Source organism: Curtobacterium flaccumfaciens (assembly GCF_013359815.1).
Taxonomy (GTDB): domain Bacteria; phylum Actinomycetota; class Actinomycetes; order Actinomycetales; family Microbacteriaceae; genus Curtobacterium; species Curtobacterium flaccumfaciens.
Genome location: NZ_JABMCF010000040.1, coordinates 500,361 through 526,544 on the forward strand (window position 1 = coordinate 500,361; position 26,184 = coordinate 526,544).

The following is a 26,184-nucleotide window of genomic DNA, read 5'->3' on the forward strand; positions in this document are numbered from 1 at the left end:
GGTGTCCGTGTTGCACCGTCCACGCTAGACACCGGTGCCGACAGTGGCGGGAACGCCGTGCGGGCCGCACAACCCCGTGTCGCCCGTGCCGTCACGAGGTCGTGGGAACCCTCCAAAGACATGAGCGGGGTTCGACGATTGGGCGTGCCCACCCCGCCAGGGGCAGACTGGCCGCCATGTCACGTACCACCCCCGCGGACCGCGAAGGCCGTCCCGGACGCACCTTCTTCGGGCAACCGTTCGAGCTCTCGACACCGTTCGCCGTGGAGCTCTGGGAGCGGTTCTCGTTCTACGGGATGCAGGGCATCGTCCTCATCTACATGTACTACACGGTCACGCAGGGCGGCCTGGGGATCGACAAGGGCATCGCCACCGGCATCATGGGTGCCTACGGCGGCGCGGTCTACCTGTTCACGATCATCGGGGCGTGGATCGCCGACCGGCTGATCGGTGCGGACCGGACCCTGTTCGGCAGCGCGATCGTCGTCATGCTCGGGCACATCGCCCTCGCGCTCATCCCCGGGGTAGCCGGGGTCGGGGTCGGCCTCGTGCTCATCGCGCTCGGCTCCGGCGGGCTCAAGGCCACCGCCACCACGATCGTCGGCGGCCTCTACAGCCGCGAGGACCCGCGCCGCGACGCCGGCTTCTCGCTCTACTACCTCGGCGTGAACCTCGGGGCGTTCTTCGGACCGCTGCTCACCGGGCTGCTGCAGAGCTCGCTCGGCTTCCACTGGGGCTTCGGCCTCGCCGCCGTCGGCATGGCGGCGGGCCTGGTGCAGTACGCGATCCGGCGGAGGAAGCTGCCCGAGGTCGTCCGCCACGTGGCGAACCCCGTCGACCGCCGCCGTCTGCCGCTCATCGGAGCCGGCGTCGTCGTCGCGCTCGTCGTCATCGTCGTCGCCGTGCTGACCGGCCTGCTCAACGTCGGCAACCTGCCCACCGTCGTGGTGGCGGTCGTCGTGCTGGCCACCGTCGGCTACTTCGTTGTCATCCTGTCGAGCGGCATCACCCGTGACGAGCGGTCGCGGGTCTTCGCGTTCATCCCGCTGTTCATCGGCAGTGCCGTGTTCTGGTCGCTCTACCAGCAGCAGTTCACCGTCGTGACGGTCTACTCCGACGAGCGCCTCGACCGCTCGCTGTTCGGCTGGGAGATGCCCGTGTCGTGGGTGCAGTCGATCAACCCGGTCTTCATCATCGTGCTGTCCGGCGTCTTCGCGGCGCTGTGGACCAAGCTCGGCGACCGCCAGCCGTCCACCCCGGTGAAGTTCGCCCTCGGCACCGGGATCATGGGGCTCGCGTTCCTGCTCTTCCTGCCGTTCACCGGCTCGGGCGAGAACGGCACGCCGCTGCTCGCGCTCGTCGGCATCCTGCTGGTCTTCACGCTCGCCGAGCTGCTGCTCTCTCCCGTCGGCCAGTCCGTCGCGACGAAGCTCGCGCCGCCGAAGTTCCAGACGCAGATGGTCGCGCTGTTCTTCCTGTCGGTGTCGCTGGGCACCGCCGTCACCGGGGTGCTGTCCCGCTACTACGACCCGGCGGACGAGGCCCCGTACTTCACGATCCTCGGCCTGGTCGCCGTCGTGGTGGGCGTGGTCCTGCTGCTCCTGGCCAAGCCGGTGCTGCGGCTCATGCGCGGCATCCGGTAACCTGAACGGAGCCACACGCCGACGCAACCAAGGAGTCACCACCCATGCTCGAACTCATCGCAGGGATCATCATCGGCGTCGGCGTCCTCGGTGGCGTCGGGTGCTGCATGGCCGTCGCGGCCATGATGAAGAGCGGCTCCGAGGAGTACTGAGTCCCTGACCCGGACTACTCGCCGCTGTCGGTCGTGACCGGCACCAGCTGACGACTCAGGACGGTCGCGCGCTCGAAGGGGCCGCGGCCGTCCTTCGTGTACGCGGGCTCATCGAAGGCGACGGTCCACGTGCGCGGTGTCCCGCCGATCTGACTCCCGCCGGGAGCCACGATCACCCCGATCGGCTCGTCGGCCCACTGCTCGCCGCCCCGATCGGTGTCGATGACCTGCACGAGGGCACCGATGCCGAGACCGGGAGCGTCGTCGGGGCGGGGACTGGGGGAGCGGCGGCGTCCGAACACGCCATCACCGTAGCGGCGAGTGGTCATGGAACGTCTGTGCGGCACCTGTCGACACGCTGACGGCCCGGCCGCCGGGTGGTCGGGACACCCCGCCTGCTGCGCGCCGAGTGGTCGCGAACTGTCGGCTGCGCCGCCGCCATCCGACAGTTCGTGACCGCTCGGCGAACCCGAGCGGGGTGTTGCGACCGGCGGGACGACGGCCGGGAGGCCCGTAGCGGGCCCGCACCGCGCCTCCAGGCCGCGGGCCGGGTGGTCAGGACACCCCGCCTGCCGCGCGCCGAGTGGTCACGAACCGTCGGCTGCGCCGCCGCCATCCGATGGTTCGTGACCAGCGCGCGGAGGTGAGCGGCGTGTTGCGACCGGCGGAAGGGCGGACGGGAGGCCCGTGGCGGGCCCGCACCGCGCCTCCAGGCCGCGGGTCGGGTGGTCAGGACACGCCGCCTGCCGCGCGCCGAGTGGTCACGAACTGTCGGCTGCGCCGCCGCCATCCGACAGTTCGTGACCCCTCGGCGTACCTGAGCGGGGTGTCTTGACCAGCCGACACGCGCGACCAGACCCAACCCGCGTCAGACGGCCGCCGGCTCCACCCGGGCGATCTCGGTGATGGACGAGTGGCCCGTCTCGGGGTGCTTGCGCATCGACAGCAGCCGCTCCATCGACGGTTCGAGCGCCGTGACCTTGTCGAGCGGCGCACTCACGACGAGCTGGAACCCGAGCCGGAGCCACGCGGTGACCGCACGGCCGGCGAACTCCGAGTCCGCCTTGATGAACGCCTCGTCGAGGAACACCGGCGCGAACCGGGGACGGGGACGGGTCTCGTCACCGAGCTGGTAGCGCAGCGCGGCGCCGACGATGAACGCCACGAGCTCCTGCGTCTCGCCACCGGACTTGTCGCCGAGCGACGAGTACACACCGAGGTCGTTGCCGTCGGTGTCGTACCGGACCGCCGTGATCTCCATGTGCCGTCGGACGTCGAGCACGGCGTCGCGCTGGGTGGTGCGGCCGCGGGCGGCGTCGGGGTCGGGCCGGATGACCGCCATGAAGCGCCGGAGCCGCCGGAACCGGGTCTCGAGCACGTCGTCGGTCAGCTCGGTGTCGACCGAGGCCGACAGGGCGCGGAGCTCGCGGCGGAAGGCGGTGACGTCCTCGCGGGTGACCCGGCGGATCTGGATCTTCAGGCGGTCCCGGTTGGCACCGAACGGCAGCTCCCGCAGGATCTCGTTGACCGGCTCGAGGCGCTCCTCGATCTCGACGACGGCGCGGTCGAAGGCGCCGGCGAGCGGGACGAGGTCCTCACCGCTCCACTGCGACAGGCGTCGACGCCACTCGCTCCGACGCGCGTGCAGGCCGGTCGCCACGATCTGGTCGAGGATCGCGTGGTAGTCCGGGTACGACGCGACGCCCGTGCCGAGGTTCGGGTCGGGCCAGGCGTCCTGGTACCGCTGGAACGTCAGTGTCAACGAGGTCGAGGCCGCCGCGGCACCGTCGAGCGCCTGCGTGAGCCGCTCCTCGAGCCGGCGCTTCAGTCGTCGCGTGGCGTCGTCGAACCCGTCGACACCGTCCGGGGCACCGATCTCCTCGAAGGTCTCCTCGAGCAGACGGGACTGCTGGTCGTCCGGCAGCGAACCGGGCGAGGACTCGAAGCGCTCCAGGATCTCGGCGGCGGCGTCCTGGCCGTCGACGAGCACCGCGTGGCGCTCCTCCAGCCGCTGGACGGACAGCCGTGCGGCGGAGCGACGGTCGGCCGCTTCGTCGAGGGACTTCCGGAGCCGCGCGACCGAGGCCCGCAGCGTCCGCAGGCCGTCGTCAGCGGCGAGCAGCGCCTGCCGTTCCTCGTCGAGCCGGGCGAGGGACGTCCCGAGCCCGTCGACGTCGATCGCGGCCCACGTGACGTCGACCACGTGCTGGTGCGCGGCGCGGAGCACGTCGAGCGCGGTGAGGTCCTGCGCGACGTCGGTGCGGCGGGCCTCGAGCGTCGCCAGGTCCTGCGCGATGGAGGCGAGCTCCTGCTCGACCGCGGCGACGCGGGCCTCGTTCGTGAAGCCGATGACGTTCGACTGGCGGCGGTCACCGTGCGCGCCACGACGGCCGTCGCGGAGCTGCCCGGACTCGGTGACCCGGCGGCCACCACCGCCGAGGTCCGACGCCGAGGCGACACAGCGTGCGTCGGTGCGGTCGGACTCGATCCGCTCGCGCACCCAGGTGCTGAACGGCGACGGCTTGATGGCGAGCTTGCCGGAGACCATCGCCGGGTCGCCGTCGAGGTCCAGGTGCGGGCCGGTCGGCACACCCTCGAACTGCACGCGGACGGGCAGGCGCAGTGCGTCGATCGCCTCGCTGAAGTCGCCGAGGCGGTCCTGGTCGACGAGCAGCGTGCGGGCGACGGGGGCCAGGACGGACTCGATGGCCGTGCGCCAGCGCTCCTCGCCGGGCAGCACGTCGAGCAGTTCCGCCACGAAGGGCAGTTCGGCCGGGTCGATGCCGGCGGCGCGGGCCATCGCGAGCCGGGCCTCGTGCATCGGCAGCGGCATCGCGCCCTGCCGGTGCTCGAGCGACTGGCGCTCCTGCCGCAGGGACCGTTCGCGGTCGAGGAGCGGGTACTCCTCGCGGGTCAGGGCGTCGCGGCGCTCGTCGAGGGCGGTGCGCGCGTCGGCGTACGACCCGAGGAACTCGTGCGCGGCACGCTGGATCCCGGTGAAGTCCTGCTCCGAGGAGACCGGGACCCCGAGCACCGCCGTGCGCTCGTCGAAGGTGGCACGGGTGCGCACCACGGCGTCGCGCTCACGGGTGAGCCGTTCGATGCGGTCCTCGAGCTGGGCGAGCGCGTTGCCGCCCTGGTCGCGGAGCCGGGCCTCGGCGTCGCGCAGCTCGATCTCGACGGCGGCGTGCCGGGCCTCGGCCGCGGCGACCTCGGCGCGCGATGCCGTTCGCTCGCGGGCGTTGCGCGACACCTCGGCGTCGAGCAGGTCGCGCTTCCGCGAGGCCGTCCAGTGCGCGAACGGCGACACCTCGGCGCCGGTCGCGATGCCGTCCAGAGCCGCTGCGGCTTCGGTCGCGCGCGAGATCTCGTCGTGCAGGTCGGTGATGGGGGAGAGGATGCGGACCTTGCGCTCCTCGGTGTCCATCGCCTCGTACGCCTCGTCGAGGGCGGAGAAGTGCGCGAGGGCGCGGTCGGCCGCCTCATACGTGCCCGGGGTCTCGAGCACGAGCGACTTGTACAGCGCGTCGACGGTCGGCAGGTGCTGGCCGGCCTGGATCCGGGCGAGCAGGCGCATCGCCCGGTTGCCGCCGCCGGAGTCGCCGATGCCCAGCCGGGTCTGCAGCGTGTACGCGAGCTCCTGGTAGGTGTCGCGGATGACGAGCCCCGGCACGCGGCCGGTCAGCTCGAGGTGGTGGAACCGCGACGGCACGAACTCCTCGAGCCGGCGCAGGTCGAAGGTGTCGTCGACCGTCGCCATGGTCATCTGGATGTCGCCGACCCCGCGGGCACGCTTCGGCACGATGTACGCACGCAGCACCGTGAAGCGCCGCTCGTCGTCGTTCCGGAACGTGACCGCCGCCGCACCCCAGGTGGTCTGGTCGTCGCCGCGCAGGTTCACGTCGCGCAGGCTGCCGGTCTCCGGGTCGCGCCGGGTGTCGACCTTGCCGCGCAGGTACGTGAGCAGGTTGCGCTGGTCGGCGCTGCGGGCCCGGCCGGTGGTGGCGTCGTTCGAGGCGCCGTTGAACGGCACGTCGGACGGCATCATCACGGCCAGGTAGGCGTCCATCAGCGTGGACTTGCCGGTGCCCGAGGCGCCTGAGATGAGCGTCGCCGTGCCGGACAGCTCGACCTGCCGGTGGCCGTGGAACCCACCCCAGTTGACGACCTGCATCGACTCGGCGCGCCACTGCGCGACCGTGTCGAAGAGCGCCGGGATCTCGAACGTGTCGGTCACGCTTCCGTCTCGCCTTCGTCGTCGGTGTCTGCCTGGAGGCCCGGGTCGTCCCCGTCGGTCGGCTCGCCACCCGGGCCGGTCGCCTCACCCTGCGCGGTGGTGGTCCGCAGCCAGGTGTCCAGTTCGAGCAGGCGCTCCAGGGGGAGCAGCACCTCGACGACGCTCGCCACCCGGAAGCGGTCCGGGTCGGAGGTGCGGATCAGGATGCGTGCGGTCACGAGGCGCTCGATCGCCTTGGTGACCCGGCCCTCGTCGCGGGTGCGGTCCGTCGCGGTCGCCGGACGGAAGCCCGCGACGTGCCCGAGGATCTCGGAGCGGTCGACGACGACCTGGTCCGGGCCCGGTCGGGCGTCAGCGCGCAGGCGCATCCGCAGGTAGACGAGGACGATCGTCTCCTCGCGGGTGTACGGCAGGTCGCGGAGCAGGGTCGGGAACGTGCGGCGCTGGCTCTCCGATCGGGCCTGGCGCTTCCAGGCGACCTCGCGGTCACGGTCGACGTGCAGCTCGAGGAACAGGTCGTTCAGGCGGGACCGCAGCTGGTGTTCGGCGTCGAGCACCGCGCGCCACTCGTCGGGGTGCGTGCGGGAGCTGACGTACGAGTGCCGCAGCAGGGCCACCAGGGCGCGTCGCTGGTGCTCGTCGAGCCGGCCCTCGTCGCCCTCGAAGAGGGCGAAGCTGGACTCGTCACGCTCGTCGTCCTGCATCACGGATGCGGGGTCGTCGTAGGGGACCGTATCGTCGACCGGTGCCGGCGTCGTGTCGCTCACCGTGCCTCCTGTGCGTTCTCGTCGTGTGCGTCGCCGACCGGAGTGCGCTCGTCGTCGAGCGCAGCGGTGGGCATGTGGAAGGTGATCGCGGTGCCGTCGGGGCGGACCGTGCGGTGCTCGGCAATGTGCGCGGCGGACTCGAAGTCGTCGCGCCCCGTCAGCAGGTGCGCGAGGCCGAAGAGCTCGACCGGTCGGCGCTGCTCGGGCGGCAGCCCGTGGAACGCGTCGACGCTGGAGTCGGCCTCGGCGAAGCGGAGTGCCGCGCGCAGCTCGGTGAGGAGCGGCCCGCCGTGCTTGCGGAGCATCTCGACGTCGAGGTCCTCGAAGACGTCGTCGTCGGGTTCCTCGATGGGCGGCGGCACGGACTCGGCGTCCGGGTCGTAGAAGCGCTCGCGCAGCGTGCCGACCTCGGCCGCCGCCGGCAGGAGCGGCAGCGGGATCCGGTCGCGTGCACCGCCCTGGTCCATCAGGGTGGCGAGGCCGCGGTTGATCGAACGGAGCACCGCGTCGAGCTCGCGGTCGCGCACCACGTCGTGGGCGACGATCTGGTCGCGGAGCGTGGCGGTGAGCTGACGGCGCTGGGCGAGGACGTCCTCGATGCCCTGGCGCAGGATCGTCACCGTGTTGCGGAAGGCCCGACGCTCGCCGGCTCCGAGGCCCTGCGCGAACGGGTGCGCCAGGATCGTCGCGATGTCGTCACGGAGCCGCAGGAGCAGGGCGTCGTCGCGCAGCAGTTCGAAGGCGCCCTCGAAGGCACGGCCCTCGGGCGTCGCTTCCATCAGGTTGTCGGTGCGCGCCAGGTAGTCGTCGAGGATCTCGCCGATGGGGCGGACCTCTTGCCGGAAGTCCTCGACGATCGAGCGGTGCATCGTCGCGACCGCTTCTTCCACGCGCTTGAAGTCGCTCGGCAGCTGCCGGATCAGGTCGGAGATGTTCGTGTACCCGTCGCGCATCCGGTCGTCGTCGACGGCCACGACGTCGTCACCGTGCTCCAGGCGTTCCCGCTCGGCCTGCAGCTCGGCGATCTGGGCGTCGATCCGGCGGATCTGCACGTCGGGGTCGGGTTCGGCGCGAGCCGCCCACCGGTGCACCGCGTCGACGATCATTGCCAGCCGGCTCTCGCTGATCAGGGCGCGGTCGGCCGACAGGGCGTCGACGAGGCTCAGCGCCTCGAGCGCGTGGCTCGTCAGGGAGTACTGCTCGTCGCCGTCGGGGGAGTTCGAGCGGACGAGCCACTGGGCGCCGACCCACTCGCGGCACAGGGCGCGGCCATTCGGGCGGGCCTCCTGCTCGCCCTCGGTCTGCTCGCTGTCGGCCTGCGCGCTGGCCGCCGGCACCGGCTGGTCGCTCGCGGGCACACGGGCACCCGCGGCCTGCAGGCGCGCGACGTGTTCCTCGACCTGCAGGTGCATGCGGTCGGCGGGGACGTACTGCACGTCGCGATCGAAGACCGTGCGGAACACGGCCAGGACCGTGGCGCTGGTCGGCCGGGACATGAGCCGCAGGGTCGGACGGTCGAGGACCGCTCGGACCCGGGCGAACTCGAGGTCGACGTCGGTCATGCGCCCCTTCGTCCGATCGTGCTGGTGGTCTGGCCCGCGTGCTGCGGCCTGATGAGATGACAAGAGCCCGACGCTGCTGCGTCGGGCTCTTGTCGGTGGTGTGTGTTGCTGTGTGGGCGATACCAGACTCGAACTGATGACCTCTTCGGTGTGAACGAAGCGCGCTACCAACTGCGCCAATCGCCCCCTGCACTGTTCGTGCGGATCGATACTAGCGGAAGTCCGGCGGTGCATCGAACACGTCGCGCGGCCCGGGTGTGGCGCGCTGTCCGCAGGGGGTGTCGGACCGCCCCGATCCGCATGAACTCGGGGGACACGCCCGGTGAACGGGGAGGATTTTGGTGGAAGTGCCCCGGTGCGTATAGAGTTTACGTCGTCGCCGCGACAGCGGAACGACAAGTGCGGATGTGGCGCAGTGGTAGCGCATCACCTTGCCAAGGTGAGGGTCGCGAGTTCGAATCTCGTCATCCGCTCGAGTGTGGGTCTTCTCGAAGGCCCGCGACTCACCAGAGGGTATCCCACCGTTCGGGTACTCACGGAGACGTGAACCTCGATGGTGGGGTGGCCGAGAGGCTAGGCAGCGGCCTGCAAAGCCGTCCACGCGGGTTCGAATCCCGTCCCCACCTCCAGATCCACCCTCCAAGACCTTGATGGACTCCGGTCCACGCAGGGACTTGGGCGATTGGCGCAGCGGTAGCGCGCTTCCCTGACACGGAAGAGGTCACTGGTTCGATCCCAGTATCGCCCACCACGACGAAGCCCCCGGCAGGACCACCAGGTCCGGCCGGGGGCTTTCTTCGTTCCGGTCTGCTCGCCGTTCCCAGTCCGCCAGGACCGCGATGTTCCGTGGACCCCGCCCGGTACGGTGGTGGTCATGCAGATCGGCCGGAGGCGGAAGCGTGCCCGACGCGGCACCACGCCGGTGCTGTTCCACAAGGTCTGCGAGTGGCAGCGGGACGATCGGGACCCCGGTGACGTCGTCGTCGAACGAGGAGTCTGGCTGGCGTTCACCGCGCGCCGAGTCGCGGTCTACGAGTTCGACGGCCGTGACACCCACGCTGCCGTGCTCGAACTGGACGAAGTGCTCGGTCCGACGTGGCAGGAAATGATCGACGAGGCGCCGGCAGACTGGCTCCTGACACACCTGGAACGATTCGCGAGCGGTGTGGACGTCCGCCGGGCGGTGTTGGACGACTACGCCCTCCGACACGGCGGCGGAGCACCGCCGACCATCGAGTGGGCGATCCGGCTGTAGCGACGGAGTTCCCTCGACGGCGACTGGAATGGCCCAGATCGAGTCAGCCGGCCTCGTCGCAGGGCGCGCGGCGTTCGCTGGCCCGCGTGTCGACCACGAGGGGCTGGTGGACCAGTGCGCGGTCGGCCAAGGTGAGCACGTGACCGCCTCGTCGACGACCACTGCCCCTCGGCTCGCTCCGCTGTACGCCGCGGGGTTCGTGACCGCCTTCGGGGCGAACGGCGTCGCCGCGGCGGTCGGCGGCGAGCACCTCGAACTGGGCCTGACGCTCGCGTGGCTCGGGCTCTTCCTGGCGCTCTACGACGTCGCCGAACTCGTCCTCAAGCCGGTCTTCGGCGCACTGTCCGACCGCATCGGCCCGCGACCGGTGATCGTCGGCGGACTCATCGTCTTCGCGGCGGCTTCACTCATTGGCGTCTTCGGGACCGGTCCGTTCTGGCTCGGGCTCGCCCGCCTGCTGCAGGGTGCCGGCGCCTCCGCGTTCTCGCCGGCATCGTCCGCCGCAGTTGCCCGCCTCGTGCCGGCGCACCGCCGCGGGACGTACTTCGGTCGGTACGGCTCGTGGAAGGGTCTCGGCTACGCCGGGGGACCGGTCATCGGTGCAGTCGTGGTGCAGTTCGGCAGCACGCAGTGGCTCTTCGGGATCCTCGTCGTGATGGCCCTCGTGACGGCAGTGGCGGTGCTCGTCGCCGTCGAACCGATCGTGCCCCTGCCCCGGCAGCGGGCCACGCTCGCCGTGATGGTCCGAGCGGCCACGGACCGCCAGTTCCTGATCCCGGTCGTCGTCCTGGCCGTCGGCAGCGCTGCGATCGGCGCGCTGACCGGGATGCTCCCCGCGCTCGGTACCGAGCTCGGCATCCCGCTCCTGGTGTCGACGCTCGCGGTCGCCGTCCTCGCGGTGACGTCGTCGCTCGTGCAGCCCGTCGCCGGGCGGCTGCACGACGCCGGGCGCCTCGGTACCGGGGTGGCGGGTGTGGCCGGGACGGCCGCGGTGGCCGCTGCGTTCCTGGTGGTCGCCGTCGCACCCTCGGCGGTGGCCGTCTTCATCGCGGCGCTGCTCGCCGGGGCCGGTGTCGCCACGCTGACACCCGTCGCGTTCGCGCACCTCGCCGGGACGACTCCGCCGGATCGGCTCGGTCGCACCATGGGTTCAGCGGAGCTCGGGCGTGAGACCGGGGACGCCGTCGGGCCACTCGTCGTCGGTGGTGTCGGCAGCGCGATCGGGCTGCCGTTCGGGTTCGCGGCCTTCGCGGTGGTGGCGCTCGTCGGGACGCTCGTGGCATCGCGGTTGCCGTCGAAGACCAACTCGGCACAGGACGCGTAGGGGATCGACGAACCCCATCGAGAGCTACGCGTACGGGTCAGCCGACACCGTCCCGTAGGCATTCGTCCGACGTCGACGATCGCGGTGCGCAGCGACCCAGCGAGCCGCCGCGAGCGCGAGCAGCGCGGCGGACACCCCGGCGAGCAGCCACAACCACCCGTCGTCGTCCTCGATGAGCAGGCGCAGGGCCAGCACTCCGAGCGGTGCTGCTACCAGGATGCGTCGGAGCTCACGCCACGACGGCTTCCAGAGCGTGGTGAGGCCCTTCCTCCACCGACCGACCACGACGTACGCGATCACACATCCTGGGATGCAGAGGGCGAGCCAGTTCGCGACCGCCCGCACCCCGTCGTCGTAGAACGGATGCGCCACTTCGCGGAGGACGCCGCCAGCAGCAGCCGCGACGAGCAGCACCCACATCCGCGCCTCCCAGCGGCGAGGGTGCCACCAGGGTGTGCGCCACAACAGCACTCGCTCACGGACCACCGGCATCGCGACTCCTCCCCGGTCGGGCGTCCAGCCTATGCGCGACGTCGATCGACGACGGGACCGAGAGGCTGCCGTCCCTGGCGGGAATCCGGCCCTCCGCGTACGGTGTGACGGGACGAGACCGACACCGCAGGTCGGTCCGACGAGGGGGCACCATGAAGATCTTGAGCATCGTGGCACGGGGGCTCGGAGCGTTGCTCACGACGGTCGCCAAGACGATGGGCGGGATGCTGGGCGCGAAGCCGTACATCGATTCCCACGCGGCGGAGCTCTTGCCGCGTCGCAAGGACTACCGCCCCTAGATCGTGCGCGCCGGGCCACTGGTTGGATGGCTGCATGACGATCGCTCCCGGGACGGCTCCGCACCGGGGCGCAGTGGTCCTGCTCACCGTGCTGGTGATCGCGTCCTGGACGGCGACTGTCGTACTCCCGCTCCTGGTGCTGCATTTGCTCCTCGGCGTCGACGCACCCGCCGACAGGGCGTTGCCGATCGCGCTCGGGTGGTTCGTGGCCCCAGCACTGACAGCAGCCGGGCTGACCGTGGGACTGGTCATCCTCCGCCGATCGCGGAAGTCCGGAGCGCGTCAGCCGTCACCGTAGGATCGTCGAGCCGCATGCAGCGGAACGACGGGGGAGCACCTGATGGAACAGCACACTGAACAGCGCACGCGACCGCGGGTCGTCACGATCGCCGTGGCGCTCTGGTGGGCGTCCGTCATCATCAGCCTCGTGGCCGCCGCGCCCGGCATGGTCGTGTCCATGCGCGAAGCCGGCGGCGCGATCATCGGGGCGTCGCTCGGGCTCGTCATCGTCCTCGCCTGGTCGGCACTGTTCGTGTGGCTGGCGACGCGGATGGGACGAGGCTCCGGGAACGCGCGTCTCTGGCTCGCGATCATCGCCGGGCTGAGTGCCTGCAGCACAGTGTTCGCCATCGCCACCGACGGCGTGGACTGGAGCTTCATCGAGGCCGTCTGCGTCGTCGTCGCCGCGGTTCTCAGCTACCTGCCCAGCGCCCGTCCGTTCTTCCCGCGGGACGAACGACGCCCGCGATCAGCGGAACCCCGCACCATCGGGTGGGACCCGACGACGGGCGAGCGCATCTTCGAGACGCCCCCGTCGGGCGACCGCGCGCACTGACGCGGACCCCGAGGTACGTTCGGAGAACGTACGTTCCCCGTAGTGGGGGTACCGCCGACGAGCGCTGGATGGTTCCATTCAGAGGTCGGCATCCTCCGGGTGCCGAACAGCCACGGACCGTCTTGCGTCGCAGTGAAGGTGGTCGCCGCTGGTTACGGTGACCACGAGGTGCCGTCGAGTCGATTCGGGTTCGACACGGCGGCGCCTCCCACACACCGGGGGACCGTCCGACCAGGAAGCAGCACCATGCGATCGCTCGTCTACACCAGCACCCAGACCCGTCCGATCACGGATTCCGAACTCGCCCAGATCCTGGCGGTCGGTCGCGAGAAGAACACCCGGCTCGGCATCACCGGCATGCTCGCGCACCGCGATGACAACTGCATCGGGATCATCGAGGGCGAGGACGACGTCGTCCGGGAGCGCTTCGACCAGGTCCGGGCCGACCCGCGGCACACGAACGTCCGGGTGCTGCTCGACGAGCCGATCGCCCAGCGCTCGTTCCCGGACTGGTCGATGGCGTTCCAGTCCCTCGACCCGCTGATGCACGAAGTTCCGGGGTTCAGCGACCTGTTCAGCCCGGGTCGCCCGACTGATCCGGCGTTCGGGGCCTCCCGCGCTCGCGCCCTCCTGGACTGGTTCCGGAAGCACCCGCTGGCACCACTGACGAACCAGAACGCCGCCGACGAGGAAGTCCCGCGCACGCGGGCGATCAACGGTGCGATCGCGGTCATCCACGACGGGGGACTGTCACGCTTCTCGCTCGAGGGCGTCGCGTCCCGGTCGGGGATGCGGCAGGCCGAGATCCTCGAGCTCTTCCCCTCCGAGCACGCACTGCTGGCCGCCGCGGTGATGCGGTGGACCCGCGCGGTGTCGGCACCGCTGCTGCCGCTCGCCGGTGAGAAGGGCACGGTGGCGTTCCTGCACGCGCTGCTCTCCGCCCACGCCGAGGACCCGTCCCTCATGCGTCTGATCGCCGCGACGCTGGCCATCTCGACCGACCCGTCGACCGACGGCGCCGACTACTACCGGTCCGCGTACCTGCAGTTCCGCGAGACCGTCCGCACCGCGCTGCAGGAAGACGTCCGCACCGGCCGCGAACCGGCGACGATGGACCCGATCCGCGGGGCACAGCAGCTGCTCGCCCTCTACGACGGCATCCGCCTGCAGGCGCTGCTGACGCCGGACACCGACGTCGTCGACGCGTTCGACCGTGCCGCCGCCCGCATGCGCCGCGGCTGGTCCGAGCAGTACGAGGAGACCACCGTGTGGGACATCTCCGCGCCGGCCGTGGACTGACGTTCAGCGCACCAGACGCACGGTCCGGGGGATGGGTCCGAACGCCGACTCGGCACCGTCGGGCGTGAAGCCGTTCCGCCGGTAGAAGGCGTGCGCCCGCGGGTTGTCCGCGGCCACCCACAGCGACGCCGGACGATCGGCGAGCACGGTGTCGAGGAGTGCCTGGCCGGCTCCGGTCTCGTGCGCACGTGCCAGGACGTAGAGCGTCGTCAGCTCCTCGGGGCGGACGGCATCCGGCTCTGGGGTCGTCTGCGCCGCGGCGAAGCCCACGACGCCGGTGCTGTCGAGGGCGACCTGGACGGCTTCTCGGACGTCGGGACTCTCGAGCGTCGACCGCCACATGTCGACCCGGCGACCCGCGTCGAACCACGGGCTCGTGTCCGGGTCGTCGACGAACCGGCCGTACGTCTCTCGCCACGACACCGTGTGCACGTGGGCGATCGCATCCGCATCAGCGAGCGTGGCCGGGCGGATCAGCGTCGAGACATCAGCATCGTTCCCCACTCGATCAGGGTAACGACCGGCGTCCGGTGCTCAGAGCTGGAGGTCCAGGTCGAAGAACCCGGCACCGCCGAGGAACAGCGGCACGATGACCCCGAACAACGTCAGCGTCGCCCCGATCAGGATCGCCGCGAACGCGATGCCGTCACCCCGCTCACCGGTCAGTCGCACGTCCCGGCGCGCGATGAACCCGACGACGAGACCGCCGATCGGTGCCACGAACGCGAGGGCGATCGCCACCACCGCGAGCAGGCTGAGGGGCGGGAGCGGCACGGCTGCCGATGCGGGGGACCCGGCGGCGCTCGGCGCGGTCTGGTCAGGAGCGAGGTCGGTCACGTCGGCCAGCCTAGGGTCGACGAGGATCCCTCTGCTCACCCCTGACCGAGGTTCGTCACCAGGTTGATGGCGACCGCGATCAGCACCGTCCCGAAGAAGTACGACAGCAGCGCGTGCGGCAACGCCTTCCGCCGGGTCTCGCTGTCGTCCGGCTCGACCTCTGGTGCCGCGTACGACATGCCGATCGTGAAGGCGAAGTAGGCGAAGTCGCTGTAGGTCGGCCGCCCGTCCTGCTTGACGTCGAACCCACCGCCCCGGTGGTCGAGGAAGAACATCCGGGCGTACTTCAAGGCGTAGACCGTGTTGACCAACGCCCACGCCACCATCGTGCCGAGCACGCCCAGGATGACCGCCGCGACGGAGGCCGGATCTCGCGCCTGGCTGGCTTCGCTCAGCGCCAGGACGACGGCGGCGAGACTCGCGAAACAGGCCACGATGAGCGCGTTGTCACTGACCCGTGTCTCGGACTCCTCGCGTGCGAGACGCTCGGTGCCGTCGGCGTCCTGGCGCCAGCACTTGTGCCAGACCTGGACCAGCGCGATCAGGCCGGCCGTGCACCAGGCCGCGAGCGGCCCGAGGGACGGAGCCCCGGTGAAGGTCAACGCGACCCCGACCAGGACCCCGACCCCCACGATGAGGAGCGCCCGGCGCGTGGAGAGTATCCGATCGTTCATCGTCGTGCCTTCACGATCGTTCCTTCCTCCTGTCCGCTGCGTGGTCGGTCGTCACACGCCGGGGGCGAAGACGGCCCTGACGCAGCCGTCGTCCTTGTTCTTGAACATCTCGTACCCGCGCGGCCCTTGCGACAGTGGCATCACGTGCGTGGCGAGGTGCTCGGTGCTGATCTCTCCCGCGGCGATGCGGTCGAGGATCATCGGGATGTAGCGGTGCCCGTGCTGCTGGGCGCCGCGGACCGTCATGCCCTTGTTCATGATCGCGCCGAACGGGAACTTGTCGACGAGCCCACCGAAGACCCCGAGCGAGAACAGGCTGCCGCCCTTCCGGCAGGCGTAGATCGCCTCGCGCAGGGCGGTCGGCCGGTCGGTCTGCAACCGCAGCTGCTGCTTGGCCTGGTCGTACAGGTACAGCGGTCCGGTGCCGTGCGCTTCCATGCCGACGGCCTCGATGCACACGTCGGGACCCCGACCGCCGGTGCGTTCCTTGAGTTCCGGGAGCACGGCGTCGCCGGTGTAGTCGAGCGTCTCGGCACCGATGTGCTCGCGCACCTGTCGCAGCCGCTCGGGCAGACGGTCGATCACGATCACCTGCTCGGCGCCGAGGAGCATCGCCGCACGAGCGGCCATCTGGCCGACGCCACCGGCGCCCCACACTGCGACGGTGTCACCCGGTGTGATCCCGGCCAGGTCGGCTCCGGTCCACCCGGTGGGTGCGGCATCGGAGGCGAACAGGGCGGCCGTGTCGGACACGCCGTCGGGGACCGTGAACGCCCCCTGGTCGGCGTAGGGCACGCGGACGTACTCGGCGTGGCTGCCTGCGAACCCGCCGAGCGCGTGGCTGTAGGCGAAGCAGCCGCCGATCGACGACCCCCACATCGCCTCGGTCAAGCCCGGGTTCGGGTTGCCGTTGTCGCAGAGTGAGAACTGTCCGTGGGTGCAGTACCAGCACTGCCCGCAGGCGATGAACGAGCAGACGACGACCCGGTCGCCCACCTTGTGCTTCGTGACGGCCGATCCCGTCTCGACGACTTCTCCCATGAACTCGTGCCCCAGGACGTCACCGGAGCGCATGCTCGGGATGTACCCGCCGAGCAGGTGCAGGTCCGAGCCGCAGGTGGTGCTCAGACGCACCTTCAGGATCACGTCGTGATCGTTGAGGATCTTCGGGTCCTCCACCGTCTCCACCGCGGTCTCGTTGACCCCGGTCCAACAGAGCGCCTTCACAGCACACCCTCCTCGTTGCTCCGTTTCGTCGCCACGTCCACCAACGCGCCGGTGGGTGTGGCCTTCCGTCGGCCGTGGGGGACCGGATCCACCCGGAGCACCTCGCCGACCTCGATGAGTTGCTTCGCTTCACGTAGAGCGGCCCGCAGCCGACCCTGAGAATCCGGGCCGCCGCCACGGAACCGGGCACGGAGCTCGGTGCCACGATCGCCGGGCGCGGGACGGGCCTCCACCTCGACGTCCAGCCCGAACGCCGTGAGCGGCGCGGGGATCCGCCCGCCTGGCAGCACCGCGTCCTGCCCGCGGTTCACCGTGACCGCATGCCAGCCGGAACGCGGTTCGGCCAGCACCTTCCGTACGGGCCCGGGTGCGCCGCGTCGGCGGCGCGAGACGACGATGCCGACGGCAGCCGTGACCATCGCAGCGGCGGCGAGGTTCCGGGCCCTCATCGTGGTGTCCCAGCGAGGAGTCGGTGGGCAGCGGACGCGTTCGCGTCACACCGCCGGGGATTCGTGTGTTCCATCGCGGCCTCCTTGAGTCGCATCGGTGCGGATCAACGGGACGGGAGCGACGACCGCGCGATCGTGCCGGTCGGGACCACGGAGTCGCTCCTGTCGATTCACCTTGAGCGTGGCTGCCCTGGTGCCGTCCCGGGTTGTCCGCGATGCGCTGCGGCAGGTGACGGCAGCGAGACGGACGGGAGGCCCGGTGCCAGCTGGCACCGGGCCTCCCGTCCGTCCTGGGGTCGCGTCTCAGACTCGCACGGCGCGTTCGTCGGGGACGCAGTGCGTCATCATCAGGCCCTCGACGTCGCGGGAGCCGTTGTGACCGAGGTTCGCGAGGCGGGCGAGCTCGTCGTCGCTGAGCGTCTGGGACTGCAGCGGGGGCAGGTCCTTGACCTCGTCGAGGGCGATGCCGAGCCCCTCGCCGACACGACGACCCAGGTCGTCCTCGACCATGTAGAAGTGCCAGAGCATGCGCTCCTGCACCGGACGGGCCGCCTGCGAGATGAGGTCGACGAAGTTCGCGACGAGGTCGTCGCGCTCCCAGTCCTGCAGGAGCAGGTACCGCTGGCCGGCCTGGGTGTAGTCGTTCGTCCGGGGGATCCGCTTGCGGGTGAGACGCCCGACGATCTCCGGTCCCTGGTCGTCGTGGGTCGGGTACTCCGCCTCGCGCAGGCCGCCGGTGATCGACGGCTCGTAGTTGACGTGCGGGTTCTCGCCGCCGTGGTCCTGGTGGTACGCCATCTGCCCGTCGCGCTGGTTGGTCGCGACGGCGCCGTTCTTCGGGGCGTTCACCGGCAGCTGCAGGTAGTTCGGGCCGACGCGGTAGCGCTGCGTGTCCGAGTACGAGAACGTGCGGCCGACGAGCATCTTGTCGTCGGAGAAGTCGAGGCCGTCGACGAGCACGCCGGTGCCGAAGGACAGCTGCTCGTTCTCGGCGAAGTGGTTCGTGACGTTGCGGTCCAGGACCATCTTGCCGACGGGCTTCGGCGGGAACTCGTTCTCCGGCCACACCTTCGTGTCGTCGAGCGGGTCGAAGTCGAGCTCCGGGTGCTCGTGGTCGTCCATGAGCTGCACACGGAGCTCCCACTCGGGGTACTCACCACGCTCGATCGCCTCGTACAGGTCCTTCGACGCGTGCCCGAGGTCGCCGGCCTGCACCGCGGCGGCGTCGGCCTCGGTCATCGAGGACACGCCCACCGACGGGATCCAGTGGTACTTGACGAGCTTGGTGTCACCGTCCGCGTTCACCCACTTGTAGGTGTTCACGCCGAAGCCCTGCTGCGTGCGGTAGTTCGCGGGGATGCCACGTGGACTGAACAGGTTGACGAGCATGTGCATCGACTCGGGGGTCTGCGACATGAAGTCGAAGATGCGCGCGGGCTCCTGGCGGAAGGTCACGGGGTCGGGCTTGAGGGAGTGGATGACGTCGGGGAACTTGATGGCGTCGCGGATGAAGAAGACGCCGAGGTTGTTGCCGACGAGGTCCCAGTTGCCGTCCTCGGTGTAGAACTTCACGGCGAAGCCGCGCGGGTCGCGGGCAGCCTCGGAGGAGTCTCTGCCGCCGATCACGGTGGAGAACCGGATCGCCAGGTCGGTGCGCTTGCCGGCCTCCTGGAACAGCTTCGCGCGGGTGTACTGCGCGATGGGTTCGTCACCCCACGTGCCGGTGGCCTCGAAGTACCCGAAGGCGACGGCACCGCGGGCGTGCACGACGCGCTCCGGGATCCGTTCGCGGTCGAAGTGGCTGATCTTCTCGAGGAACTGGTAGTTCTCGAGCGTCGCCGGGCCACGGGCCCCTACGGTGCGCTGGTTCTGGTTGTCGGAGACGGGGTGGCCCTGGCGGTTCGTCAGGATGCGGCGGTCGTCGCCCTCGGCGGGCGGTTGGCTGGAGACGTCGGTCATGTCTCGTCCTCTCTGCGGTCGCGGTCGGCTCGGGTTCCCGACCGAGTGTGGACCGGGCGCGGGCACGCCCTCTCAGCGGCGTCGAGGACGCGGACGAGGACCGGTCGCCGCTGACGACCCGTCAGTACGAGGTGCGACCGGTGGCTGCTTCGCCGAGCACCGTGGCCGCTCCGTGGGCCAGCAGGGTCCCGTCGGTGACGACGGCGACGCGGTCGAAGCCGAGTGCGCGGAGACGTTCGGCGCGGGCCAGGTCGCCGGCGAAGGCGCCGGTGTGCTTGCCAGCGCGGCCGGCTGCGGAGACGATCGCGGGGAGTGCGCCGTCGTCGTGCAGCAGTACGTCCAGCTCGATGCCCAGTCCGATCGACAGGTCGAAGGGACCGACGAACACCGCCGAGACGCCCGGGACCGCCAGGATCTCCTCGGCGGCACGGAGGCCCTCGGGTGTCTCGAGCATCACCCACACCTCGGGGTCGGCAGCGACGGCGGACGGTGCCGAACCGCCCCAGAGTCCCGCCATCGGCCCCCAGCTCCGCCGGCCCCGCGGTGGGTAGTGCGCGGCACGGACGGCGTGCTCGGCCTGCTCGACGGTCTCGATCATCGGGACGATCACGATGTCCGCGCCGAGGTCGAGCGCACGGCCGATGGCCGCGTCCGAGCCCTCGGCGACCCGGACGGCCACGGGGACCTGCGGTGCGACCGCGGCGAGCGCCGGCATCGTCGCCAGGAGCGTGGCGTCGTCGAAGGCGCCGTGCTGGGCGTCGAGGCCGAGCCAGGCGAACCCGTTCTGGGCGATCTGCGCGGTGGTCCGGGGTTCGCCGAGCGTGCACCACACGCCGTCGGCGCGGCCGTCTCCGAGTGCTGGCACCGTGGTCCTCCATCTGGTCTGCCGTCGCGGGCGTCGGCGTTCGGTCGTCCGGCGCGTCAGGCTACCGCCCACGGGGAACTCGACGCGCACGCGGCGGCGCCGGGGACGGGCCGGGCCGGGCCGGGCCGGGGGATGGCCTCATGCGCACGCATGGGACATGGACAAGTGCTCACCTTCGGGTGTAGTCCTGTGCGCAGGACGCACTGCACGGGCGATCACAGGTCGCCAACACCCACCAGCACCGCAGCACCAGCCGGGACCTGCAGGGAGGTCGGACGGACATGCGTGACGAACGTGACGTCGGCCAGCGGACGGGCTCGCGTCCGCCGGCCGGCGACGGGATCCGGGTGGCGTTCGGGATCGTCGGCGCGGTGGGCGTGCTCGCCGGGCTCGCTGCGATCGTCCTGCCCCACGCGACGCTGTTCGCGGTGTCGTGGGTCTTCGGGACCTACCTGGTCGTGTCGGGGGCGGCGCTGGTCGTCCGGGGACTCCAGGTGCACCCTCGGGTCTGGTGGCGTCAGATCGGGCTGGTGGTCCTCGGGGCGCTGGTCGCCGCTGGCGGTGTCGTCGCGATCGTGTTCCCGCCGATCGGGGCGCGATGGGTGGCACTGCTGCTCGGGTTCGCCTGGATCCTCGAGGGCATCGCACTCATCTACGCACCGTGGGTGGGCCGCCGTGCGCTGACCGTGGTGCTCGCCGTGCTCAGTGTGCTGAGCGGCATCCTGGTGATGAACCTTCCGGGTCTCGGCGCGCTCGTGACGGTGGCCGCTGTGGGGAGCGTGCTCATCGTGTTCGGTGTCGTCCAGCTCGTCGTCGCGTTCAGCTGGCCGCGTGGGGTGGGGGAGCGGGCCGGCCTGCCGGTCCCGGGCCCCTGATGCTCGCCGTCCGCTGGGAGCAGCAGGGACCGAAGTCGTGGGTGGCGCGCGACCACGGGACCAGCCTGGGGATCGTGCTGCACGTCCGTGAGCGGTTCCTGGCGTTCGACCAGGACGACCGCCCGCTCGGGAGCGCGGCGTCCCTGGCGGCGGCCCAGCAGCTCGTCGCCGGTGCCGTCCGCGCGAGCGCCCCGGCCCGGCGGGACACCGTCGCGGTGGTGCTGTCGGTGCTCGCGGCGCTGACCGTCGGGGGAGCGGCCGTCGTGCTCGCCGCCCGCGCCCTGATCTGAACGGCGCCGTGCGGGTCACTCCGAGCCCACCGGACGGTGTACCCACTGCCGGAGTGCGGCCGTGACCGCGACGTGGTCCTCCCACGGCGCGAGGTGCCCGACGTCGTCGAGCACGACGACCTCGGGGTGCCCCGGCAGCGCCGTCTGCAGGTCGTACGCCTGGTGCAGGGGGATCCAGGGGTCCTGCCGCCCCCACCCGATCCGTGTCCGGCACCGCACGGAGCCCAACAGCTCGGCGACCGCGCGGGTGTCGTCGGGGGTCAGCGCGGCGATCTGGAGTGAGAACGCGACCTGCCCCTCGGGGCCGGCCCAGGGCCGCGCCAGGGCCTCGAGGTCCGCCGGCGAGAAGCCCCGCGCCGAGGCACCGTCGATGTACTGCCGCACCAGGGCGGCGTGCAGGTCGCCGGGGAGTCGGTCGAAGACGTCACGGTGCTCCGCCACCAGCCGGAAGAACGGAGAGCCCCACGGGTCGAGCACGACGGCGTCCCAGAGGAACAGGCTCGCGTACTCGGCACCGTGCAGCAGGTGTGCCCGGAGCGCCACGGCGCCGCCCAGGTCGTGTGCGACCAGGTGGGGTCGATCGAGGCCCCACCGGTCGAGGAGCGCGCCGAGACGGGTCGCCTGCGCTCGGAGCGTGGCGTCCACGGTCGGCCCGCGGTCCGAGTCGCCGTACCCGGGCATGTCCCAGAGGAACACCCGGTGGTCCTGCGCGAGTGCCCGGCCGACATCGGCCCAGACCGCGGACGACCAGGGGGTGCCGTGGCACAGGACGACGTCGCCGCGTGCCGGTCCTGCCGGCTCGAGGACCCTCGTGGCGATGGTGGTGCCGTCCACGACGACCGGGACCGGAGCGGGGAGGAGGACGGGTACGGGGAGGGGCGCTCGGCGTGGCAGCATGGTCGCACGCTAGGACCTCAGGTCGACCTGAGGTCAAGAGGAACGAACGGGGCGCGGTGCGGATCGGTGCAGCAGCTCGGCGGGTCGGCGTCGAGGTCCACGTGCTGCGGCACTGGCACGACACGGGGGTCGTCGTCCCCGATCGAGCGCCGTCGGGTCACCGGGAGTACTCCGAGGAAGACGTCCGTCGCCTGCAGGTCGTCCGGGCCTGCCAGGGCGTCGGCATGAGCCTGGCGGAGATCCGGCTGGTGCTCCGACGGAGTGCACCCGACCGGTCCGGCGTGATCACCGAGCGTCTCCGCCAGATCCGGGCGCAGCGTGACCAGCTGGCCGATGCCGAGCGGTTCCTCGAGCACGTGATCGACTGCACCCACGACCTGCTGACGCGGTGCCCGTCGTGCTCCGCCTACGCCTCCTCGGGCACGCGGCTCCGGTCGGGGCCCTCCGCACCGGTACCGTTGCGTCCGTGAACGACGACCCCGATGCCGCCATCGCCCAGCACGTCCACGACGCCTGGGACGGTTCCCTGCGCCTGGTGCACATCACGATCTCGGACGAGGACGGTGACGCCTACCCCGGGCAGGACGTCGACCGGTGGGTGATCGACGTCCGCGTCCCGATCACCGACGACGACGAGACCGAGGCGGTCTCCGTCGCCGAGGTCACCGCCTTCACGAGCCGTGCACCGGAGTCGCTCGAGGCCCTGGTGCTCGGCTACCAGGTCTCCGACGTCGCGGGGTCCTTCGCGTCCGCCGTCGCCGCACAGGACGCGACGGGGGAGACGTTCTTCTCGCTACAGACCCACGCCGCCGAGATGCTCGGCAAGCCCGACCTGCTCGCCGTCGACCGACTCACGGTCCGTCCCGCCTACCGAGCGCTGCCCGGACTGGTGCCGGCGATCGTCGACGCGGTCCGCCACGGTCCGGCCGGTCGCACCGCATCGTGGGTGCTCACGGACCCGACGGTGTGGGACGTGCCGTTCGGCGAGGACGACCGTTCCGCCGGCGGGTTCGTGCAGTGGGCCGACACCGCGGTGCTCACCTCGATGAACGCCGCGCCGGACGACCTGGAACACCTGTCGCTCGCGCCGCCGACCGGTGGCATCGTGATGGGGTCCCGGGCGGACGAGGTGCACCTCGGCGACGCGATCGACCACGCGATGACGCAACCCGCGATCGCGGTGCCGTTCGACCTGCCGCCGAAGCTCCCCGCCAGCATCTGGGCCGCCGCGCCCGAGGACGTCCACGGCGTGCACCCGGACGAGACCACCGGGTCGATCACGGTGGAGACGCACGACGAACAGCTCGAGGTCGTCGGTTCGCCCGGCACCGCACCGCAGCTCGTGGGGATCTCGGCCTCGGCCGACGCCGCGACCCAGGAGTGGCTGCGCACCGTGCACCAGCGCTGGTGGCAGTACGAGCCGGACCTGCACGCCCGCATCCACGACGTCGTCGACGAGTACCTGTCCACCGGACACATCGAGTCGGCGTCGGACGAGCTCGCCGGGCACCTGCACGCACCCGACCTGCCGCCGTACCGGACGGAGTGGCCGGGCACCGGCACCGTCCTGCTCGAGGAACTCGGTGAGGACACCGAGCCGATCGTCTTCGACGCCGTGCTCGAGGACGGCACCCGGCACGAGCACATCGGCGTGGTCGTCGTGCACGAGTCCGGACACGTCCGCGCGTTCCTGCACGACGAGTGGGAGCCCGGGTTCCCGGCCGCCGAGGCCGCGGTCGCGCACCTCATCAGCCTCGGTGCCGGCGAGTTCTTCGCGGACGCCCTGCACGACGAGCTGTCAGCGGGTGTCGAGCACGCGATCCTGACGGGAGACGTCCGCGGACACTGACGGGCCGCCCTGGGTCGGCTCAGACCGGGCGGTAGATCGCGATCGGCGGGGTGTCGTCGTCGCCCGCGTCGTGGGCGTCGCCCGTCGCGAGCCAGGTGCGGCCCTCGTGCTCGATCGTGGTCGGCAGGTCGCCGTGCACCAGGATCCGGATCGCGGGGGCGTCGCCGTCGACCAGGTCGACGCCGTGGGCCTCGGTCCCGCCGGGATTGTCGTGCACGTAGCTCATGGTCTGATCGAACTCCGTCGACCTGACGGACCGCCCGCGCCGCGCCGGACACGCCCGGAACCTCCACCGGAACCGGTGCTGCCGCCCTTCTTCGGGTAGAGTCATCTCCGCACGGCCAGGACGGCGTGTGAATGCGGATGTGGCGCAGTGGTAGCGCATCACCTTGCCAAGGTGAGGGTCGCGAGTTCGAATCTCGTCATCCGCTCAGAACAGGAAGACCGGAACCCCCGTCGCTCGGAAGAGCGGCGGGGGTTCCGTCGTTGCGGGGCGTCGCGGCACCGAAGGCGTGGGGGCCCAGCGGGCGCAGGCTTCGGGTTCCCGCGCCCACCGGGCGCGGAGGCGACCCTGCCCCCACTGGCACGCGCCGGGTGGGTGGCCCGGCGCAGTTCCGAGGATGTATCCGGAGCCGTCCCCCGTTCGGGTGGGAACCGGATCCAGGGTTGCGGGAACCCGCAAGAAACCCGCACGACCCGCCGCGCGAGCCTTGTGCTACTCGATGCCGTCCGGTATCGGCGCCGACATCGTGCGGGCGCCGGGCAACCCGACCCACCGCCGGGCCCCGGATTCCACGACCGTGACGAGCGCCGTGTCGCACCCGCGGCAGCGCGCCACCGACCCCATGGCGGTGCGGTAGACGGTGGTCTGCCCGAGCACCCCGAGCGACCCGCACCCGGCGCACAGCAGGGCGACCACGGTCGGCTCGGGCCCCAGGCTGTCGGCCAGCGTCCCCGCCAGCGCGTTGCCGTCCACGACGACCATCAGTTGCCCCCGAACCGTTCGGCGCGCACGTCGCTGGTGTCGTGCCCGAGCTCGGTGAGCCAGCGCAGCACCTGCTCGACGAACGGCGTCGACCCGCACACGTAGACCAGGGCACCCGCGTCCGGCGGGAACACCGCGGCAGCGAGCGTGTCCCGCGTCAGCCGGCCGGCCGGCACGGACGAGCCTGGAGGCACGGTGCGGCTGTACACGTGGGTCACCTCGAGCGGTGCCCGGCTCGCGAGCGCCTGGTCGAGTTCCGGACGGAAGAAGACGTCGTCCGGTGTGCGGACGGCCGCGAGGAGCCGGAAGGGCGCCGGGTCGTCCGCCTCGGCGTGGGCGGTCACCATCGCGACGAGCGGCACGATGCCGGAGCCGCCGGCGATGAGCTGCACCGGACGGGTGGACTCGCCCGGCCGCCAGACGAACCAGCCACCCAGGGGTCCGTGGACCTCGAGCGCGTCGCCGACCTCGACGGCATCGACGAGGAACGGGGAGACCTCGCCGCCGTCCACCCGGTCGACCGCGAGCACGACGTCGGTCGCGGGGCCGGCCGACGCGATCGAGTACGAACGCTGTGCCTGGTAGCCGTCCTCGGCGGTCAGCCGCAGGTCCAGGTGCTGCCCGGGGTCGTTGCCCGGCCAGGTGGGGACGTCGAGGACGATCCGCCGCGCGTTCGTCGTCTCGCGGCCGACGGACGCGACGGTGGCGGCGTGCCAGGCCGGCCGCCTGCGGGTGGCGGGACGAGCGACGGGGGTGATCCGTGCCTCCAGGCCGGTGTCGGGGAGCGTCACCAGTACCGCTCTTCCTTCCACGGGTCGCCGTGCAGGTTGTAGCCCGCGTTCTCCCAGAAGCCGGGCTCGTCGTCGGACTGCATGACGATGCCGCGCACCCACTTGGCGCTCTTCCAGAAGTACAGGTGGGGCACCAGCAGGCGGGCGGGCCCACCGTGCTCGGGCGTCAGGGGCTCGCCGTCGGCCTCGAACGCGATCCAGGACTTCCCGTCGAGCAGCTCGTCGAGCGGGACGTTGGTCGTGTAGCCGCCGTAGCTGTGCACCATGCAGTAGTCGAGTTCGGTCTCGACGTCCTCGAACAGGCGGTCGAGCGGGACACCCCGCCACGGCATGTCGAGCTTGGTCCAGTGCGTGACGCAGTGGATGTCGACGGTGACGTCCTCGACGCCGAGTGCGTGCACCTCGTCCCAGGTCCACTGGTGGAGGCCGGACTCGGTGCGGATCGAGAAGGCCCAGTCGGTCGACTCGATGTCGGGCGTCGCCCCGGCGGACAGGACGGGCCAGTCGCGGACCAGGGTCTGACCGGGCGGGATGCGGGTGTCGTCGCGGTCGTCGCGGCGACCGCCGAACCCGCGGGTGAACGTGGCCATGGTCCTCCTCGGGGACGTCGGTGCGTTCCCG

Annotated in this window: 28 protein-coding genes and 5 tRNA genes; 15 read left to right on the top strand and 18 right to left on the bottom strand. The window is 71.3% G+C overall.

Going from position 1 to position 26,184, the window contains the following annotated elements; all coding sequences use genetic code 11:
- Positions 1–176 precede the first annotated feature (176 nt).
- Complete coding sequence (locus HP445_RS16155; protein ID WP_175330829.1) at positions 177–1,643, top strand: peptide MFS transporter; 1,467 nt, start codon at positions 177–179, stop codon at positions 1,641–1,643.
- Between the two features lie 166 nt (positions 1,644–1,809).
- Here the strand turns inward: HP445_RS16155 and HP445_RS16160 are convergent, their stop codons facing one another.
- The 5 genes from HP445_RS16160 to HP445_RS16180 all read right to left on the bottom strand — a co-directional run bounded on the left by HP445_RS16160 (position 1,810) and on the right by HP445_RS16180 (position 8,547).
- On the bottom strand, positions 1,810–2,124 hold the full coding sequence (locus HP445_RS16160) for a hypothetical protein (protein WP_111039559.1): 315 nt from the start codon (positions 2,122–2,124) through the stop codon (positions 1,810–1,812).
- A gap of 539 nt (positions 2,125–2,663) precedes the next feature.
- A complete protein-coding gene (locus HP445_RS16165; RefSeq protein WP_128779873.1) occupies positions 2,664–6,032 on the bottom strand; it encodes an ATP-binding protein in 3,369 nt (1,122 codons plus the stop codon).
- On the bottom strand, positions 6,029–6,799 hold the full coding sequence (locus tag HP445_RS16170) for a DUF4194 domain-containing protein (RefSeq protein WP_128779874.1): 771 nt from the start codon (positions 6,797–6,799) through the stop codon (positions 6,029–6,031). Before HP445_RS16170 ends, HP445_RS16165 begins: the two co-directional genes overlap by 4 nt.
- Positions 6,796–8,361: a DUF3375 family protein gene (locus HP445_RS16175; protein WP_128779875.1), complete on the bottom strand. Its 1,566-nt coding sequence runs from the start codon at positions 8,359–8,361 to the stop codon at positions 6,796–6,798. The genes HP445_RS16170 and HP445_RS16175 overlap by 4 nt, the downstream gene beginning before the upstream one ends.
- A gap of 113 nt (positions 8,362–8,474) precedes the next feature.
- Positions 8,475–8,547, bottom strand: a tRNA-Val gene (locus HP445_RS16180).
- A 215-nt stretch (positions 8,548–8,762) separates the two neighbouring features.
- Here HP445_RS16180 and HP445_RS16185 point away from each other — a divergent pair.
- From HP445_RS16185 to HP445_RS16205, 5 genes are all read left to right on the top strand, one after another.
- Positions 8,763–8,834: transfer RNA gene (locus HP445_RS16185), tRNA-Gly, on the top strand.
- Between the two features lie 82 nt (positions 8,835–8,916).
- A tRNA-Cys gene (locus HP445_RS16190) sits at positions 8,917–8,990 on the top strand.
- Between the two features lie 47 nt (positions 8,991–9,037).
- Positions 9,038–9,112: transfer RNA gene (locus tag HP445_RS16195), tRNA-Val, on the top strand.
- Between the two features lie 123 nt (positions 9,113–9,235).
- Entirely contained in the window at positions 9,236–9,616 is a 381-nt protein-coding gene (locus HP445_RS16200) for a hypothetical protein (RefSeq protein WP_128779876.1), read from the top strand.
- A gap of 139 nt (positions 9,617–9,755) precedes the next feature.
- Positions 9,756–10,940, top strand: a complete 1,185-nt coding sequence (locus HP445_RS16205; RefSeq protein ID WP_164941104.1) for an MFS transporter — start codon at positions 9,756–9,758, stop codon at positions 10,938–10,940.
- 24 nt (positions 10,941–10,964) lie between these two features.
- Here HP445_RS16205 and HP445_RS16210 read toward each other — a convergent pair whose 3' ends face one another.
- Entirely contained in the window at positions 10,965–11,432 is a 468-nt protein-coding gene (locus tag HP445_RS16210; protein ID WP_128779877.1) for a hypothetical protein, read from the bottom strand.
- Between the two features lie 152 nt (positions 11,433–11,584).
- Here HP445_RS16210 and HP445_RS16215 point away from each other — a divergent pair, with 152 nt between their 5' ends.
- From HP445_RS16215 to HP445_RS16230, 4 genes are all read left to right on the top strand, one after another.
- Positions 11,585–11,731 carry a hypothetical protein gene (locus HP445_RS16215; RefSeq protein WP_164941105.1) on the top strand — a complete coding sequence of 49 codons (147 nt, stop codon included), beginning with the start codon at positions 11,585–11,587 and terminating at the stop codon, positions 11,729–11,731.
- 34 nt (positions 11,732–11,765) lie between these two features.
- On the top strand, positions 11,766–12,029 hold the full coding sequence (locus HP445_RS16220; RefSeq protein ID WP_128779878.1) for a hypothetical protein: 264 nt from the start codon (positions 11,766–11,768) through the stop codon (positions 12,027–12,029).
- Positions 12,030–12,071: 42 nt separating this feature from the next.
- Complete coding sequence (locus HP445_RS16225; protein ID WP_128779879.1) at positions 12,072–12,566, top strand: hypothetical protein; 495 nt, start codon at positions 12,072–12,074, stop codon at positions 12,564–12,566.
- A gap of 246 nt (positions 12,567–12,812) precedes the next feature.
- Complete coding sequence (locus tag HP445_RS16230) at positions 12,813–13,865, top strand: BLUF domain-containing protein (RefSeq protein WP_128779880.1); 1,053 nt, start codon at positions 12,813–12,815, stop codon at positions 13,863–13,865.
- A gap of 3 nt (positions 13,866–13,868) precedes the next feature.
- Here the strand turns inward: HP445_RS16230 and HP445_RS16235 are convergent, their stop codons facing one another.
- From HP445_RS16235 to HP445_RS16265, 7 genes are all read right to left on the bottom strand, one after another.
- A complete protein-coding gene (locus HP445_RS16235) occupies positions 13,869–14,369 on the bottom strand; it encodes a GNAT family N-acetyltransferase (protein WP_241660356.1) in 501 nt (166 codons plus the stop codon).
- A gap of 30 nt (positions 14,370–14,399) precedes the next feature.
- On the bottom strand, positions 14,400–14,702 hold the full coding sequence (locus HP445_RS16240) for a DUF4190 domain-containing protein (RefSeq protein WP_111039568.1): 303 nt from the start codon (positions 14,700–14,702) through the stop codon (positions 14,400–14,402).
- Positions 14,703–14,737: 35 nt separating this feature from the next.
- Positions 14,738–15,376, bottom strand: coding sequence for a DUF1345 domain-containing protein (locus tag HP445_RS16245; RefSeq protein ID WP_128779881.1), 639 nt, complete (start codon positions 15,374–15,376; stop codon positions 14,738–14,740).
- Positions 15,377–15,427: 51 nt separating this feature from the next.
- Positions 15,428–16,603, bottom strand: coding sequence for a zinc-dependent alcohol dehydrogenase (locus tag HP445_RS16250; RefSeq protein ID WP_128779882.1), 1,176 nt, complete (start codon positions 16,601–16,603; stop codon positions 15,428–15,430).
- On the bottom strand, positions 16,600–17,052 hold the full coding sequence (locus HP445_RS16255; protein WP_128779883.1) for a hypothetical protein: 453 nt from the start codon (positions 17,050–17,052) through the stop codon (positions 16,600–16,602). Before HP445_RS16255 ends, HP445_RS16250 begins: the two co-directional genes overlap by 4 nt.
- A gap of 303 nt (positions 17,053–17,355) precedes the next feature.
- Positions 17,356–19,011 (bottom strand): catalase, encoded by a 1,656-nt coding sequence (locus HP445_RS16260; RefSeq protein ID WP_128779884.1) that lies wholly within the window; start codon positions 19,009–19,011, stop codon positions 17,356–17,358.
- A gap of 121 nt (positions 19,012–19,132) precedes the next feature.
- A complete protein-coding gene (locus tag HP445_RS16265) occupies positions 19,133–19,876 on the bottom strand; it encodes an HpcH/HpaI aldolase family protein (protein WP_164941106.1) in 744 nt (247 codons plus the stop codon).
- Between the two features lie 281 nt (positions 19,877–20,157).
- Here HP445_RS16265 and HP445_RS16270 point away from each other — a divergent pair, with 281 nt between their 5' ends.
- Entirely contained in the window at positions 20,158–20,751 is a 594-nt protein-coding gene (locus HP445_RS16270; protein ID WP_128779886.1) for an HdeD family acid-resistance protein, read from the top strand.
- Positions 20,751–21,041, top strand: a complete 291-nt coding sequence (locus HP445_RS16275; protein ID WP_128779887.1) for a hypothetical protein — start codon at positions 20,751–20,753, stop codon at positions 21,039–21,041. The genes HP445_RS16270 and HP445_RS16275 overlap by 1 nt, the downstream gene beginning before the upstream one ends.
- A gap of 15 nt (positions 21,042–21,056) precedes the next feature.
- Here the strand turns inward: HP445_RS16275 and HP445_RS16280 are convergent, their stop codons facing one another.
- On the bottom strand, positions 21,057–21,938 hold the full coding sequence (locus tag HP445_RS16280; protein ID WP_128779888.1) for an alpha/beta fold hydrolase: 882 nt from the start codon (positions 21,936–21,938) through the stop codon (positions 21,057–21,059).
- Between the two features lie 56 nt (positions 21,939–21,994).
- Between HP445_RS16280 and HP445_RS19030 the strand changes: the two genes are divergently transcribed.
- Together HP445_RS19030 and HP445_RS16290 are read left to right on the top strand one after the other, a co-directional pair.
- The gene (locus tag HP445_RS19030) at positions 21,995–22,408 is read left to right on the top strand and encodes a MerR family transcriptional regulator (RefSeq protein ID WP_111046070.1); all 414 of its coding nucleotides are present in this window, start codon (positions 21,995–21,997) and stop codon (positions 22,406–22,408) included.
- A complete protein-coding gene (locus HP445_RS16290) occupies positions 22,405–23,787 on the top strand; it encodes a hypothetical protein (RefSeq protein WP_128779889.1) in 1,383 nt (460 codons plus the stop codon). Before HP445_RS19030 ends, HP445_RS16290 begins: the two co-directional genes overlap by 4 nt.
- A gap of 19 nt (positions 23,788–23,806) precedes the next feature.
- Here the strand turns inward: HP445_RS16290 and HP445_RS16295 are convergent, their stop codons facing one another.
- Complete coding sequence (locus HP445_RS16295; protein ID WP_027465565.1) at positions 23,807–24,013, bottom strand: hypothetical protein; 207 nt, start codon at positions 24,011–24,013, stop codon at positions 23,807–23,809.
- Between the two features lie 133 nt (positions 24,014–24,146).
- Here HP445_RS16295 and HP445_RS16300 point away from each other — a divergent pair.
- Positions 24,147–24,218 (top strand) — tRNA-Gly (locus tag HP445_RS16300).
- Positions 24,219–24,502: 284 nt separating this feature from the next.
- On the opposite strand, the gene HP445_RS16305 is transcribed toward HP445_RS16300, so the two are convergent.
- The 3 genes from HP445_RS16305 to HP445_RS16315 are packed head-to-tail and all read right to left on the bottom strand — an operon-like array spanning position 24,503 to position 26,153.
- Positions 24,503–24,772: a DUF6510 family protein gene (locus HP445_RS16305; protein ID WP_128779890.1), complete on the bottom strand. Its 270-nt coding sequence runs from the start codon at positions 24,770–24,772 to the stop codon at positions 24,503–24,505.
- The gene (locus tag HP445_RS16310) at positions 24,772–25,563 is read right to left on the bottom strand and encodes a ferredoxin reductase (RefSeq protein ID WP_128779891.1); all 792 of its coding nucleotides are present in this window, start codon (positions 25,561–25,563) and stop codon (positions 24,772–24,774) included. Before HP445_RS16310 ends, HP445_RS16305 begins: the two co-directional genes overlap by 1 nt.
- The gene (locus tag HP445_RS16315; RefSeq protein ID WP_128779892.1) at positions 25,560–26,153 is read right to left on the bottom strand and encodes a molybdopterin-dependent oxidoreductase; all 594 of its coding nucleotides are present in this window, start codon (positions 26,151–26,153) and stop codon (positions 25,560–25,562) included. Before HP445_RS16315 ends, HP445_RS16310 begins: the two co-directional genes overlap by 4 nt.
- Positions 26,154–26,184 lie beyond the last annotated feature (31 nt).

Excerpts from the sequence above, each read along its gene's own strand:
- HP445_RS16155 (WP_175330829.1), top strand. The coding sequence starts at position 177 with ATGTCACGTACCACCCCCGCGGACCGCGAAGGCCGTCCCGGACGCACC.
- HP445_RS16160 (WP_111039559.1), bottom strand. The coding sequence starts at position 2,124 with ATGACCACTCGCCGCTACGGTGATGGCGTGTTCGGACGCCGCCGCTCC.
- HP445_RS16175 (WP_128779875.1), bottom strand. The coding sequence starts at position 8,361 with ATGACCGACGTCGACCTCGAGTTCGCCCGGGTCCGAGCGGTCCTCGAC.
- HP445_RS16200 (WP_128779876.1), top strand. The coding sequence starts at position 9,236 with ATGCAGATCGGCCGGAGGCGGAAGCGTGCCCGACGCGGCACCACGCCG.
- HP445_RS16210 (WP_128779877.1), bottom strand. The coding sequence starts at position 11,432 with ATGCCGGTGGTCCGTGAGCGAGTGCTGTTGTGGCGCACACCCTGGTGG.
- HP445_RS16215 (WP_164941105.1), top strand. The coding sequence starts at position 11,585 with ATGAAGATCTTGAGCATCGTGGCACGGGGGCTCGGAGCGTTGCTCACG.
- HP445_RS16220 (WP_128779878.1), top strand. The coding sequence starts at position 11,766 with ATGACGATCGCTCCCGGGACGGCTCCGCACCGGGGCGCAGTGGTCCTG.
- HP445_RS16225 (WP_128779879.1), top strand. The coding sequence starts at position 12,072 with ATGGAACAGCACACTGAACAGCGCACGCGACCGCGGGTCGTCACGATC.
- HP445_RS16230 (WP_128779880.1), top strand. The coding sequence starts at position 12,813 with ATGCGATCGCTCGTCTACACCAGCACCCAGACCCGTCCGATCACGGAT.
- HP445_RS16245 (WP_128779881.1), bottom strand. The coding sequence starts at position 15,376 with ATGAACGATCGGATACTCTCCACGCGCCGGGCGCTCCTCATCGTGGGG.
- HP445_RS16255 (WP_128779883.1), bottom strand. The coding sequence starts at position 17,052 with ATGAGGGCCCGGAACCTCGCCGCCGCTGCGATGGTCACGGCTGCCGTC.
- HP445_RS16260 (WP_128779884.1), bottom strand. The coding sequence starts at position 19,011 with ATGACCGACGTCTCCAGCCAACCGCCCGCCGAGGGCGACGACCGCCGC.
- HP445_RS16270 (WP_128779886.1), top strand. The coding sequence starts at position 20,158 with ATGCGTGACGAACGTGACGTCGGCCAGCGGACGGGCTCGCGTCCGCCG.
- HP445_RS16275 (WP_128779887.1), top strand. The coding sequence starts at position 20,751 with ATGCTCGCCGTCCGCTGGGAGCAGCAGGGACCGAAGTCGTGGGTGGCG.
- HP445_RS16280 (WP_128779888.1), bottom strand. The coding sequence starts at position 21,938 with ATGCTGCCACGCCGAGCGCCCCTCCCCGTACCCGTCCTCCTCCCCGCT.
- HP445_RS16295 (WP_027465565.1), bottom strand. The coding sequence starts at position 24,013 with ATGAGCTACGTGCACGACAATCCCGGCGGGACCGAGGCCCACGGCGTC.
- HP445_RS16305 (WP_128779890.1), bottom strand. The coding sequence starts at position 24,772 with ATGGTCGTCGTGGACGGCAACGCGCTGGCGGGGACGCTGGCCGACAGC.
- HP445_RS16315 (WP_128779892.1), bottom strand. The coding sequence starts at position 26,153 with ATGGCCACGTTCACCCGCGGGTTCGGCGGTCGCCGCGACGACCGCGAC.